A 12,316-nucleotide genomic window follows, 5' to 3' on the forward strand; every position below is an offset into this window, starting at 1 on the left:
GGACAGCCCAGGAGGCAGAGCCGTGAAGTACATGCTGATCATGCGGGCCACCGACGAGTCGTACGAGGCGTTCCAGAACGTCGACTTCGAGGAGATCTTGGAGTCGATGGGCCGGTTCAACGACGAGATGATCCAGGCGGGAGTCCTCGTCGCCGCCGAAGGCCTGGACGACGCCGCGGACGGCGTGGTCGTCGACTACTCGTCGCAGCCGCCGGTGGTCACCGACGGTCCCTACGGGGAGACCAAGGAGCTGTTCGGCGGCTTCTGGATCCTCGACGTCGCCTCCAAGGAGGAGGCCGTGGCGTGGGCGAAGCGAGCGCCGCTGGCCGGACCCGGCACCAAGTGCGAGATCCGCCGGGTGCCCGGCATCGACGAGTTCCCGCAGGACAACGAGTGGATCAAGAAGGAGCGGGCTTGGCGCGAGGCGACGGGTCAGCTCTGACCGGCACCGGTCGTGACGCGGTCGCGGCGGTGTGGCGGATCGAGTCGGCCCGGATCGTCGGCGCCCTCGCCCGCTACACCGGCGACTTCGCCCTCGCCGAGGACCTCGCCCAGGAGGCGTTCGCGGAAGCGCTCGTGACCTGGCCGCGCGACGGCGCCCCGACGAACCCCGCGGGGTGGTTGCTCACCGTCGGCCGGCGCCGCGCGATCGACGTGTTCCGCCGCCGGTCCGCCCTCGACGAGCGCTACGCCGTCCTCGCCCGCGACGTGGGCGAGGACGGCGCCGGCGACGAGCTGTGGGATCCGGACCGGATCGACGACGACGTGCTGGCGCTGATGTACACCGCCTGCCACCCGGTGCTGTCGCCGGAGGCGAGGATCGCGCTGACGCTGCGGGTGGTCGGCGGCCTGACCAGCGACCAGATCGCCAAGGCGTTCCTGGTCCCGACCGCCACCGCGCAAGCCCGGATCACCCGGGCGAAGAAGGCCCTCGCGGCAGCCCAGGTGCCGTTCGCCGTGCCCTCGGCGGCCGAGCGGCCCGAGCGGCTCGGCTCGGTGCTCAGCGCGATCTACGTGATCTTCACCGAAGGGTCCTCGGCCAGCTCCGGCGCGGACCTGATCCGGATCGACCTCGCCGCCGAAGCCCAGCGCCTCGCGAGGGTGCTGAGCCGTCTGGTGCCGGAAGAACCCGAGGTCCACGGCTTGCTGGCGCTGCTGGAGCTGACGGCGGCGCGCTTCCCCGCCCGCACCGGCCCCGACGGCGAACCGGTGCTGCTGGAGCACCAGGACCGGCGCCGCTGGGACCACGCCGCGATCCGCCGGGGACGAGCCGCCCTGGCCCGAGCCACCGCAGTCGGCCGAGGTCTGGGCGCCTACGGCTTGCAGGCCGCCATCGCCGAATGCCACGCCGTGGCGGCGTCGGTCGACGAGACGGACTGGGAGCGGATCGTGCTCCTCTACGAAGCGCTCGGCCGACTCGCCCCGTCACCCGTGGTCGACCTCAACCGGGCGGTCGCGGTCTGCATGGCCCGCGGCCCGGCAGCAGCACTGCCGATCGTGGACGAGCTGGCCGCCGGCAAAGCCCTGCCGAACCACCAGCTCCCCGGCGTCCGGGCCGAACTGCTCATCCGCCTCGGCGACACCGATCAAGCCCGCACCGAACTGCGACGAGCCATCCAGCTGTGCGCCAACGACCGCGAACGAACGGTCCTGGAACGCAAACTCGCCGACCTGGGCTGACCGCTCAGCCCAGGCTCGCGACGCAGGTGGACAGCAGCGCGGCCAGCCGGCGCACGTCATCGGGCGCGAGATCTGCGGTCATGCGGTCCTCGACGGCGAGCACGATGCTGTGAGCCTCGCCGAGCAACGCGCGTCCCCGGTCGGTGAGGCTCACCGGTCGAGCCCGGCCGGACGTGGGCTGATCCGAGACGCTGGCCAAACCGGCCGCTCGGAGTCCGTTCAGCACGTCGCGCAGGGACTGGCGCGTGACGAAGGTGCGGCGGGCGAGCTCAGCGGCGGGCGCCCCCGGCGCGTCGGCCAGTGCGCGCAGCACCGCGTACTGGGACATCGACAGGCCAAGCGGGCGGAGGCGTTCCTCGCACGAGCGGTGGAACGACTGCTGCGCCTGCTTGATCAGGTAGCCGACCCGCTCGCGCACGTCCTCTTGACTCATGTCAGGAACCTTACACATAATTCGCGATGTAAGGAACCTGACAATGTGGAGTCCACCATGACCACCATCTCGACCGACGCCCCGATCGCCACCTTGATCAACGTGTTCACCGTCCAGCCGGACCGCCAGCGAGCCCTGGTGGACCTGCTGGCGCACGCCACCGAGGAAGTCATGCAGCACCTGCCCGGCTTCATCTCCGCCAACATCCACGCCAGCACGGACGGGACCAAGGTCGTCAACTACGCCCAGTGGAGGTCGGCCGAGGACTTCCACGCCATGCTCGGCAACCCGACCGCCCGGACCCACATGCAGCAGGCCGCCGAACTGGCGGACCACTACGAACCACACCTGCACGCAGTGGAATCCGTGCACCACCGCTGAACGTGCTGGTCACCTTTTCCCGTCGCCAGCGGTCAACACCGATGAGACCGCAACACGGCTGACGCGAAAGGAAACCGATGAACGTCTACGAAGCAGTAGCGAGCCGCCGCGCGGTGCGCCGGTTCAGCGACGAGCCAGTGCCCGCGGAAGCGCTCGAACGCGTGCTCACCGCAGCTCAGCGGGCCCCCTCAGGTGGGAACCTCCAGCCGTGGCACTGCTACGTGCTGACGGGGTCATCGCTGGCGGAGCTGAAGAAACGCACCGCTGAGCGCTTGGCTGCCGGCGACCCCGGCGACCCGCGCGAGTTCGAGATGTACCCGCCAGCACTGGGATCTCCGTACCACGAGCGCCGAGCGGCGGCCGCCGAACGTCGTTACGCCGCACTCGGGGTCGCACGCGAGGACGAGCGGGGACGCCGGGAAGCCGTCGCCGCCAACTGGGACTGCTTCGGCGCACCGGCCGCCCTGTTCTGCTACGTCCCAAGGGATTTCGGCTCGGCCCAATGGGTCGACATCGGTCTCTACCTGCAAACGCTCATGCTGCTGCTCCGCGCCGAGGGCCTGCACAGCTGCCCGCAGATGGCGTGGTCGGTGTACCGGAGAACCGTCGCAGAGGTCGTGTCCCCGCCCGACGACCTCGTGCTGTTCTGCGGGGTGTCGATCGGCTACGAGGACACGACGACCGAGCCCGTCCGCACCACCCGCGCATCCCTCGCCGAAACCACCACGTTCCTGGACTGATTCCGCCGCCCTGCAAAACTCCGTACTTAATACACTGTACGTGGTACGGTGAATCTGGGATTCGGGAGCAGCGGAGGTGCACCATCGGAAGCGATCGGGAACTGCCTGCGGTCATCGCGCGGATGTGGGGACGGGAACCCACCTCTCGGCGGGGGCCTCGGCGTGGCTTGAGCCTCGACCAGATCACCGCCGCCGCCATCGAGATCGCGGACGCCGAGGGGCTGGCCGGGGTGCGGATGAGCAGCGTTGCCGCGCGGCTCGACGTGTCGACGATGGCCTTGTACGGCTACGTCGGCGGCAAGGACGACCTGCTGACCGCGATGGCCGACGCGGCCACGCCGGAACCTCCCGAACCCGGCGGCGTGCCGTGGCGCGAGTACCTCACCACCTGGACCCGCGCCAACCGCGACGTCCTCACCAACCACTCCTGGCTGCTCAGCAGCTCACCGACCATCCCGCCGACCGGGCCGCGTGCGCTGCGTTGGCTGGACCGGGTGCTCACCGCGCTGGACGGCACCGGACTGGACGCCGGCGAGGGCATCAACATCGCCACCACCTTGTCCGGCTACGCCCGGAGCAGCGCCGCTCTCGCCCTCGGCCTGCACGGCCCGGTCGACGAAGCAGCATCGCCCGGGCCCGCCGGCTACGCGGAAACCCTCGCCGAAGTCCTCGATGACCGAGGGCATCCAGCGCTGTTCGCGGCCGTCCACGCGGGCGCTTTCGGCCAGGCGGAGCAGTGGGTCGACGACGCCGACTTCACCTTCGGGCTGGACCTCCTGCTGGACGGCATCCAGGCGCTCATCACCCGACGCGAGCGGGGAAGATGATGACGATCGACGTCAAACCGGCCGCTGAACTGGGTGAGAGCTACCGGCGGCGCATCGCCGAGGTCTTCGTCGACGGCTTCGGCCCCGATTTCGCCTACTTCTCAAAGGATCCGCGCACGCTCGCCGACGCCTTCGCGCACACGTTGGTGCTCGACGTCTTCCACGTCGCCCTGGTCGACGGTGAGCCTGCGGCGATCGCCGCCTGCACCAACGGACGGCAGCGGTCGGTCCGGTGCAACCCGGCGGAACTGCGTGAACATCTGGGGCTGTTCAAGGGAACCTTCGCGACCATCACCTTCCAGCGCATGTTCCGGGAGGCCTTCCCCGAGCCGCGGAACGGAGTCGCTTCGATCGAGTTCGTCGCGGCTGCTTCGGAATTCCGCGGCCGAGGGATCGCGAAAGCCCTGCTGGAGCACATCCTCGCCCTACCGCAGTACCGCGAGTACCTGCTGGAGGAGGTCTCCGACATCAACGAGCCCGCCCTGCGGCTGTACGCGAAGCTCGGCTTCCGCGAGTACAAGCGCCGGAAGGTCCACCACACCCGCTGGAGCGGGATCAACCACTACGTCTCCCTGCGCCTCACCCAGAACTGAGCCCAGCTCCGCGAGAACCGCTGAAACCACCTGCGAGCAAGCGAACCAGAAGCGTCAGTCACCGGTCGTAGGAACCGGACTTGGCCGCGGCGAGGAAGTCCCGCCACCGCGCCTCCGTCACGACCAGAACACCACCGGCCCGATCCTTGGTGTCCCGCACTCCGGTCCGACCAACCCCCACAGCCACCTCGACGCAGTTGCCGCCGCCGTTGCTGTAGCTGCTCTTGCGCCATCGGGCCTGCGTGGGTAACACCGGTGAACTCCCTGGATACGGCTACGTCTCCCGCACCACCTCAGTCAGCAGCTTCGCGGAGTCACGCGGATCCAGCGCGGTTGCTCTGAGGTGGTCGAAGTTCAGCGTATACCGCTCGATTTCCTGCGATTCCTCCAAATAGAGGCTTCCAGTGGCAGCCGGTTTCCGGCGGACGGCACGCCTTCGACATGGCTGCGCGACGAGCCGAGTCGGGGCTGATCGTCAACGCCCTGTGCGGGGTCGAGGTCAGCAGCGACGAGCTGCAGCAGATCGCCCCGGAAGTCGACTGGATACGCGAGAAGACGTGCATGGAGTGCTGGGAAATCCTCAAATTCCGCCAGCAGTGACGGCAGATCCGCACCAGCAGTGAAGGGGTTCACCATGTTCTGGCTCCAGTTCTCCACGCTCGCGCTGATCAACGTGTTCATCTACGCGGCGGTCTTCTTCCGGTTACCGCGAGCACGTCACAGCGGAGGTGGCGAAGGCGACTACACCGTCTGGCAACTGATCTCGCAGGTAGAAGCAGAAAAGCAAGCAGGGCAAGAAGATTCCGGCAGAGGTCGACATCGCCTGCGCGAACCGACCTAGCCCCTGAAGCCGGACCGGTGCGGTGATTCCCCGACCCCGCACCGGTCCCCCCGGTGGTCGGGCGTGTCCCCTCCCTCGCGCCCGGCCACCCCGGTAAGCGCAGCTCGGTGCTGCTCCCCCGGCCGCCACCGAGCTGTCCAGGTCGGGTTGGTGCGCCTTCTCCCCGCGCACCAACCCGATCCTGCATGCACGACCTTCGAGCGGTCGCGCGTCAGATCAGGAGGGGGAGCAACGCGTGGCGGCGGCGGACTACCGCGCCGTAGCGGGAGTCGAGGCGTAGCCAGGCGTCCGTGGCGCTGACCCGGACGATTTCGGATTCCGGGGGTTTGGCGACAAGGAAGCCCATGCCGGAGAGGACGAACAGGCAGCGGAGGGGGACCTTCACCTCGAAGCCCGAGCCGGAGACCGTGAAGACCTCCTGGTCCAGCAGCGATGCCGGTGGTGTCCCCTTCGGACCGACGTTGTCCTTGGCCACGTCGATGCCCCGCTCGGCGACCTCGCCGACGAGCTTGGCCGGGAGGTCGTCCACCCGCTGCCAGCCCGTGGACGGGGGCAGCTCCGAGCGCCACAGCAGGTCGCGGGGCGGGCCCGGGTCCATCACCGGGCCGCCCGCGACCGTCAGGGTCGCCAGCAGTTCGTTGCCGGAGACCGTCAGGTCCGCCGGATCCACTTCCGCCGCAACGGATCTCGTGCACAGGGCGTCGAACGGTGTTGCCGCCCAGACGTCCACCCGGCCGGTGTCCGCGCGGTTGCGCAGGCGCACCAGGGCCTGGCCGTCCAGGCGGACCGCTCGGGCCACGAACGCGCCCAGGTCCTCGCGCTCGACCGCATCGGGCATTCGCAGTTCAGGCACGGTGGGACTCCGACTTCGCCGGCTCGAGCTGCCACTCCGCGAGGAAATCGCGTTCCTCCGCGGTCAGCCGCCGCGGACGCCCGGCCTGCAGGTCGTAGGGCACCATCAGGGTTTCCGCGGTCGCCACCGCTTCCTGCGCGTAAGCCGTGTAGTCCACTATGAACGACGCCGCCTTCAGGTCGCGCACCGACATCTGGACCTGCAGCGACTTCGACGCGTAGACCAGCGGGCTGTGGTAGTCGATCACGACCCGCGCGACCACCATGCCCTCCGCCATGCCGAGCAGCCCCTGCCGCTCGGCCTCGGTGAACAGCAGATCGGCGCGCGCCTCCTCCAGCAGCGTGATCGTCCGGGCGTGGTTGACATGCCCGAACGCGTCCATGTCGGACCAGCGCAGGGCAACCTCTGCTACGAACGCGCCCACTGGGGAGCTCCCTTCCTGCCGTTCGGGTGGCTCGCGGTCGCCCGCGAGCCACCCGGCACTCACCGGACCATGCTGCGCAGCTGACGCGCGGCCACCGACAGCGTGGCCAGGTCGAGCCGACCGGAGCTCACGATCTGCTCGAGCGAGGAGTTGGCCCGAGCCAGTCGCGACTCGTTGGCCGACTCCCAGTGAGCGATCTTCTGCTCCGCGTCGTCGCCCGGGTCGCTGGTCCGCAGGACGTCGATGGTGATCGCGCGCAGCGTTGCGTAGAGATCATCCCGCAACGCCAACCGGGCCAGCGAGTGCCACCGGTTCCCGCGCTCCAACTCGTTGACGGCCAGCAGCATCCGCTCGACGTCGAGGTGCTCGGCGAGCTCGTAGTACAGGTCCGCGCTCTCCCGCGGACTGCGCTCGGCGCTCACCCCGGCATCGCGCTCGGCCAGCTCGGCGACCTCGCGGATGTCCAGCAGCGCGAAGGAATCCAGCAGCGTGCCGACCCGCTCGGCCAGCTCCTCCGGAACCCCGGCCGCCGTCCAGCGCTCGATCTGCTCGTTGGCGCCCTCGGCCGCACGACCGCGCAGCAGCCCGCGGACCGCGCCGGACAGCTCCGCGACCACCGGCTTGAAGCGGGCGATCTCGGCGCCGATGGCCAGCGGCTGCGGCCGGTTGTTCAGCATCCAGCGCGCCGCCCGGTCCAGCAGGCGACGGCTCTCCAGCACCAGCTCGTCGGCCACCGAACTCGGCACCGAACGGCCCATCCGGTCGATCTGCTCCCACAGCGAGTGCAGGTCGTAGACGCTGGTGACCACCGCGAAGGCACGCACCGCGTCGGTGGTGGAGGCGCTGAGCTCCTCGGCCAAGCGGTAGGCGAAGGACACCCCGCCACCGTCGACCATCTCGTTGACCAGCAAGGTCGTGATGATCTCGCGGCGCAGCGGGTGCGAGGCGATCGCGTCGCCGTAGCGCTCCTGCAGCGGCTTCGGGAAGTACTCCGGCAGCCGGCTGCTGAACGCCTCGGTGTCCGGCAGGCCGCTGGCCAGCACGTCCCGCTTCAGCGACAGCTTCACGTGCGCCATCAGCGTCGCGAGCTCGGGCGAGCTGAGGCCTTCGCCGTTCTTCTCCCGCTCCCGGAACTCCTTGACCGTGGGCAGCGCCTCCAGCTTGCGGTCCAGGCCGGTGTTCTTCTCCAGCGCCGTGACCTGGCGGGCGTGCACCGACACCATCGGACCGGCGTGCGAGCGGGAAATGCCCAGCACCGCGTTCTGCCGGTGGTTGTCGGCCAGCACCAGCTCGCCGACCTCGTCGGTCATGTCGGCCAGCAGCTCGTTGCGCTGCTCACCGGTCAGCTTCCCGTCGGCCACCAGGTGGTCCAGCAGGATCTTGATGTTGACCTCGTGGTCGGAGCAGTCCACCCCGGCCGAGTTGTCCAGCGCGTCGGTGTTGACCTTGCCGCCCGCGCGGGCGAACTCGATGCGGCCCAGCTGGGTCAGACCCAGGTTGCCGCCCTCGCCGACGACCTGGACCCGCAGGTCCGCGCCGTTGACGCGGACCGCGTCGTTGGCCTTGTCGCCGACCTCGGCGTGCGTCTCGCTCGCCGCCTTGACGTAGGTGCCGATGCCGCCGTTCCACAGCAGGTCGGCCGGGGCCTGCAGGATCTTCTTGATCAGCTCGGCCGGGGCCAGCTGACGCACCGACTCGTCGATGCCCAGCGCCTGCCGGATCTGCGGGTTCAGCGGGATCGACTTCAGCGAGCGCGACCACACGCCACCACCGGCGCTGATCTTGCTGCGGTCGTAGTCGTCCCAGGTCGACCGCGGCAGCTCGAACAGGCGGCGGCGCTCCGCGAAGGAGACCTCGGCGTTCGGCTCCGGGTCGATGAACACGTGCATGTGGTTGAACGCGGCGACCAGCCGGATGTGCTCGGAGAGCAGCATGCCGTTGCCGAACACGTCACCGGCCATGTCGCCGATGCCGACCACGGTGAAGTCCTGGGTCTGGGTGTCCACGTCCAGCTCGCGGAAGTGGCGCTTGACGCTCTCCCACGCACCCTTGGCGGTGATGCCCATCGCCTTGTGGTCGTAGCCGACCGAACCGCCCGAGGCGAACGCGTCGCCCAGCCAGAAGCCGTAGGACTTGGCCACGTCGTTGGCGATGTCGGAGAAGGTCGCGGTGCCCTTGTCCGCGGCCACCACCAGGTAGCTGTCGTCGCCGTCGTGGCGGACCACGTCGCGCGGCGGGGCGACCTCGCCACCGACCAGGTTGTCGGTCAGGTCCAGCAGGCCGGAGATGAACATCCGGTAGCAGGCGATGCCCTCGTCCAGGGTCGCCTTGCGGTCCGCGGCCGGGTCACCGGTGGCCACCGGCGGCCGCTTGACCACGAACCCGCCCTTCGCGCCGACCGGCACGATCACCGCGTTCTTCACCGCCTGCGCCTTGACCAGGCCCAGGATCTCGGTGCGGAAGTCCTCCCGGCGGTCCGACCAGCGCAGACCACCGCGGGCGACCGAGCCGTAGCGCAGGTGCACGCCCTCCACCCACGGCGAGTACACGAAGATCTCGAACTGCGGCCGCGGCTCGGGCAGGCCCGGGATCTCCTTGGGCTCCAGCTTGAACGCCAGGTACGGGCGCTCCCGGTCCGGGTCGGCCGAGAAGTAGTTGGTGCGCAGGGTCGCCCGGATCAGGCTGAGGTAGTTGCGCAGGATCTTGTCCGCGTCGAGGCTGGTGACCTCGTCGATCAGCTTGGTGACCTCTTCCACCAGGTCCGCTTCGCGGGACTCGCGGTCCTCGCCGTCCAGCGCCGGGTCGAAGCGGGCCTCGAACAGCCGGACCAGCGTGGTCGTGGTGGTGCGGTGCGCCAGGATCGCGTCCTCGATGTAGTCCTGGCTGTAGGCGATGCCGACCTGCCGCAGGTACTTCGCGTAGGCCCGCAGAACCGACGCCTGCCGCCAGGTCAGCCCGGCCTGCAGCACCAGCGCGTTGAACCGGTCGACCTCGGCAGCACCGAGCCAGGACGCGCGGAACGCGTCCTCGAACCGCTCGCGGAGCGTGTCCAGCGTCCGCGCGTCCACCGCGCTCAGCAGCTCGGCGTCGAGCCGCAGACCGAAGTCGTAGATCCAGTACTGCTGGTCGGCGCCGTCGATCGAGATCTCGTACGGACGCTCGTCGACGACCTCGACGCCCATGCTCTGCAGCACCGGCAGCACGCGGGACAGGGTGACCCGGCCGCCGACGTAGATCTTGAACCGGCGCTGCCCGCCGCTGGAGTCGCGCGGCGCGTAGAACGACATCTTCAGGTCGTTCGGGCCGGACAGGGACTCCAGTCGCCGCAGGTCAGCAAGGCCCTCGGCGGCGGTGAAGTCCTCCTTGTAGGCCTCCGGGAAGCTCGCCGCGTAGCGCTGCCCGAGCTGGCTCATGGCCTCGGAGAGGCTGCGCGCCACGTGCCCGTCGCCGCGGCCGCCGGACTGCTCGGCGTCGACCTCCTCCACCATCCGGTCGTCCCAGGTGTGGATGGCCTCGTCCAGGCGCCGCTGGATGCGCGCCAGGTCCGGCTCGACCTGGTTCTCCGGGTCGGTGTGCACCACGAAGGCGACCCGCGCCAGGGCGGACTCGCCGACCCGGGTGCTGTACTCCAGGCTGGTGCCGCCCAGCTCGGCCAGCAGGACCTCCTGCATGGCCAGCCGCGAGCTCGTCGTGTAGCGGTCGCGCGGCAGGTAGACCAGCACCGAGAAGAAGCGGCCGTAGGGGTCGCGGCGCAGGAACGGCTTGAGCTTGCGGCGCTCGGCCAGCGCCAGCACACCGGTGATGGTGTCCTGCAGCGTGTCCGGGTCCGTGGAGAACAGCTCGGCGCGCGGGTAGTTCTGGATCTCCTCCAGCATCCGCTGACCGGAGTAGGACTCCAGCGGGAACCCGGCGCGGTGGATGACGTCGTGCACCCGGCGCTCGATGAACGGGATGTCCAGCACGTTCTCGTGCAGCGCCGTGGTGGTGAACAGGCCGAGGAAGCGGTGCTCGCCGGTGACCTTGCCCGACTCGTCGAACGTCTTGACACCGACGTAGAACGGGTGCACCGGACGGTGCACAGTGGACGGTTCGCTGGCCTGGGTCAGCACCAGCAGCTCCGTCGACAGCGCGCTGGCGCGGCCGTCCGGCCAGGTGGCGAGGCTGCGGGCCGCGACGCTGTCGCCGCGCAGCACGCCGAGGCCGGAGGCCAGCACGGCCTGCAGCGCTGGGTCGGAGCCGTTGTCGTCGACCAGCTCGTAGTGCCGGTAGCCGAGGAAGGTGAAGTGGCCGTCGGCCAGCCAGCGCAGCAGACCGGCACCGTCGTGGACGTCGGCGTCGGACAGCGGCGGCGGGTTCTGCTCCAGCTCGTCGGCCAGCGCGCGGGCCGCCGCGTGCATCCGCTCGGTGTCCTCGACGACCTCGCGCACGTCGTTGAGCACGTCGGTCAGGTCCTGCTTGATGGCTTCCAGGCGTTCCTCGTCGGTGATCCGACCGACCTCGACGAACATCCAGCTCTCGGACATCGCGTCCGCGGGCGGCGCGGCCGGGTCGGCCCCGGGCAGCACGTCCTGCAGCTCACCGGCGACGTCGCGGCGGACCGCGAGGATCGGGTGGATGATGCGCTGCACCTCGGCGCCGTCGCGGCCGAGTTCGGCGATCACCGAGTCGACGAGGTACGGGGAGTCGTCGGTGACGATCTGCACCACGGTGGCCTGGCTCTGCCAGCCGTCGGCGGCCCGGTCCGGGTTGAAGATCTGCACCAGCGGGCGGCCGGCGACTCGCGAGGCGGCCAGCCTGTGGTGCGACCGGAGCGCCCCGATCAGGTCGGTGGGCTCGTCGTCGACGAGCTCCTCCGCCGGGACGTGCCGGTAGTAGGCGCGCAGCAGCTCAGCCAGCTCCGGCGCGCTCTCCGCTGCTCGGTCGAGCAGGCGGCTCTTGACGATTTCGGGGTTCTCGGTTCGATCCCCAGCCGAGTCTTCCCCATCGGTCTGCGGTCGTCCGGTCTTCAACTGTCCGGGATTCGAGGTCATCTTCAGGCAGCTCCACGCTTGACGGCACCTCTTTGTGCCCACAGGTTCCACCATAAGACTGCCAGTTCCGGCGACGGCCGGAGGGCGGCGCCGAGGTCTTGCGCGTGAAAAGCCGCACAATGATCGATGACCTGGACGTTTCAGAGCAGCGGATCTACCGCCGCAGCGTCGATTCCAGGCCTCCGGTGCCTGGCCGCCGCACCGGTTCCGCGATCGTCCGATGTGGACGCCAGGGCGGTGCGGGAAAGCTGGGAACGCTCGGTGATACCGGCCACACGTGCTTCGCTGTGCCGCCCGGTGCGGGCCGTCTCGGCCTCCTCCTGACCGCGGCGACCGGTCTCGTAGGCCAGCAGCGCCTCGGTGAGCAGCTCGGCCAAGCCGATCTTCTCGGCTGGTCCCGGATCGGCCGCGGGCTCCGGCGACGGCTCCGCGACCTGGAGGTTCGGCCAGGTCTCCTCGCTCGGAGCTTCCTCCTCCGGTGGCTCCTGGGACTCGGTGGGGAGCTCCGGCCGGG

Annotated in this window: 15 protein-coding genes; 8 read left to right on the forward strand and 7 right to left on the reverse strand. The window is 69.7% G+C overall.

Annotated features, from left to right (window positions below; genetic code table 11):
- Positions 1-22: 22 nt before the first annotated feature.
- A complete protein-coding gene (locus tag OU415_RS15185; RefSeq protein ID WP_270949395.1) occupies positions 23-442 on the forward strand; it encodes a YciI family protein in 420 nt (139 codons plus the stop codon).
- Positions 415-1,680, forward strand: coding sequence for an RNA polymerase sigma factor (locus OU415_RS15190; protein ID WP_270949396.1), 1,266 nt, complete (start codon positions 415-417; stop codon positions 1,678-1,680). The genes OU415_RS15185 and OU415_RS15190 overlap by 28 nt, the downstream gene beginning before the upstream one ends.
- A gap of 4 nt (positions 1,681-1,684) precedes the next feature.
- Here OU415_RS15190 and OU415_RS15195 read toward each other — a convergent pair whose 3' ends face one another.
- Positions 1,685-2,113, reverse strand: a complete 429-nt coding sequence (locus OU415_RS15195) for a MarR family winged helix-turn-helix transcriptional regulator (protein ID WP_270949397.1) — start codon at positions 2,111-2,113, stop codon at positions 1,685-1,687.
- 57 nt (positions 2,114-2,170) lie between these two features.
- Between OU415_RS15195 and OU415_RS15200 the strand changes: the two genes are divergently transcribed.
- The 4 genes from OU415_RS15200 (at position 2,171) to OU415_RS15215 (ending at position 4,654) form a co-directional block, all read left to right on the forward strand.
- Positions 2,171-2,494, forward strand: a complete 324-nt coding sequence (locus OU415_RS15200) for an antibiotic biosynthesis monooxygenase family protein (RefSeq protein ID WP_270949398.1) — start codon at positions 2,171-2,173, stop codon at positions 2,492-2,494.
- Between the two features lie 77 nt (positions 2,495-2,571).
- On the forward strand, positions 2,572-3,234 hold the full coding sequence (locus tag OU415_RS15205) for a nitroreductase (protein ID WP_270949399.1): 663 nt from the start codon (positions 2,572-2,574) through the stop codon (positions 3,232-3,234).
- Positions 3,235-3,401: 167 nt separating this feature from the next.
- Positions 3,402-4,061 (forward strand): TetR/AcrR family transcriptional regulator C-terminal domain-containing protein, encoded by a 660-nt coding sequence (locus tag OU415_RS15210; RefSeq protein ID WP_270949400.1) that lies wholly within the window; start codon positions 3,402-3,404, stop codon positions 4,059-4,061.
- Complete coding sequence (locus OU415_RS15215) at positions 4,061-4,654, forward strand: GNAT family N-acetyltransferase (RefSeq protein ID WP_270949401.1); 594 nt, start codon at positions 4,061-4,063, stop codon at positions 4,652-4,654. The genes OU415_RS15210 and OU415_RS15215 overlap by 1 nt, the downstream gene beginning before the upstream one ends.
- A gap of 58 nt (positions 4,655-4,712) precedes the next feature.
- Here OU415_RS15215 and OU415_RS15220 read toward each other — a convergent pair whose 3' ends face one another.
- Entirely contained in the window at positions 4,713-4,907 is a 195-nt protein-coding gene (locus OU415_RS15220) for a DUF397 domain-containing protein (protein ID WP_270949402.1), read from the reverse strand.
- 21 nt (positions 4,908-4,928) lie between these two features.
- On the reverse strand, positions 4,929-5,045 hold the full coding sequence (locus tag OU415_RS15225) for a Scr1 family TA system antitoxin-like transcriptional regulator (RefSeq protein WP_270949403.1): 117 nt from the start codon (positions 5,043-5,045) through the stop codon (positions 4,929-4,931).
- Between OU415_RS15225 and OU415_RS15230 the strand changes: the two genes are divergently transcribed.
- Positions 5,036-5,254 (forward strand): zinc finger protein, encoded by a 219-nt coding sequence (locus OU415_RS15230; protein ID WP_270949416.1) that lies wholly within the window; start codon positions 5,036-5,038, stop codon positions 5,252-5,254. The two genes, OU415_RS15225 and OU415_RS15230, sit on opposite strands and share 10 nt — an antisense overlap.
- Before the next feature lie 34 nt (positions 5,255-5,288).
- Entirely contained in the window at positions 5,289-5,495 is a 207-nt protein-coding gene (locus tag OU415_RS15235; RefSeq protein ID WP_270949405.1) for a hypothetical protein, read from the forward strand.
- Positions 5,496-5,706: 211 nt separating this feature from the next.
- On the opposite strand, the gene OU415_RS15240 is transcribed toward OU415_RS15235, so the two are convergent.
- From OU415_RS15240 to OU415_RS15255, 4 genes are all read right to left on the reverse strand, one after another.
- The gene (locus tag OU415_RS15240) at positions 5,707-6,348 is read right to left on the reverse strand and encodes a hypothetical protein (RefSeq protein ID WP_270949406.1); all 642 of its coding nucleotides are present in this window, start codon (positions 6,346-6,348) and stop codon (positions 5,707-5,709) included.
- Positions 6,341-6,772, reverse strand: a complete 432-nt coding sequence (locus OU415_RS15245; protein ID WP_270949407.1) for an acyl-CoA thioesterase — start codon at positions 6,770-6,772, stop codon at positions 6,341-6,343. The genes OU415_RS15240 and OU415_RS15245 overlap by 8 nt, the downstream gene beginning before the upstream one ends.
- Before the next feature lie 59 nt (positions 6,773-6,831).
- Positions 6,832-11,802 (reverse strand): NAD-glutamate dehydrogenase, encoded by a 4,971-nt coding sequence (locus OU415_RS15250; RefSeq protein WP_270949408.1) that lies wholly within the window; start codon positions 11,800-11,802, stop codon positions 6,832-6,834.
- 140 nt (positions 11,803-11,942) lie between these two features.
- Positions 11,943-12,316: hypothetical protein (locus OU415_RS15255; protein WP_270949409.1), on the reverse strand; the 374-nt coding region annotated here is incomplete at its 5' end.

It is taken from the genome of Saccharopolyspora oryzae (genome assembly GCF_027853915.1).
In the GTDB taxonomy this organism is placed as follows: Bacteria; Actinomycetota; Actinomycetes; order Mycobacteriales; family Pseudonocardiaceae; genus Saccharopolyspora; species Saccharopolyspora oryzae.

What these genes read in the sequence shown, in the direction of transcription:
- OU415_RS15195 (WP_270949397.1), bottom strand. Translation starts at nt 2,113, where the DNA reads ATGAGTCAAGAGGACGTGCGCGAGCGGGTCGGCTACCTGATCAAGCAG.
- OU415_RS15200 (WP_270949398.1), top strand. Translation starts at nt 2,171, where the DNA reads ATGACCACCATCTCGACCGACGCCCCGATCGCCACCTTGATCAACGTG.
- OU415_RS15250 (WP_270949408.1), bottom strand. Translation starts at nt 11,802, where the DNA reads ATGACCTCGAATCCCGGACAGTTGAAGACCGGACGACCGCAGACCGAT.
- OU415_RS15215 (WP_270949401.1), top strand. Translation starts at nt 4,061, where the DNA reads ATGACGATCGACGTCAAACCGGCCGCTGAACTGGGTGAGAGCTACCGG.
- OU415_RS15205 (WP_270949399.1), top strand. Translation starts at nt 2,572, where the DNA reads ATGAACGTCTACGAAGCAGTAGCGAGCCGCCGCGCGGTGCGCCGGTTC.
- OU415_RS15235 (WP_270949405.1), top strand. Translation starts at nt 5,289, where the DNA reads ATGTTCTGGCTCCAGTTCTCCACGCTCGCGCTGATCAACGTGTTCATC.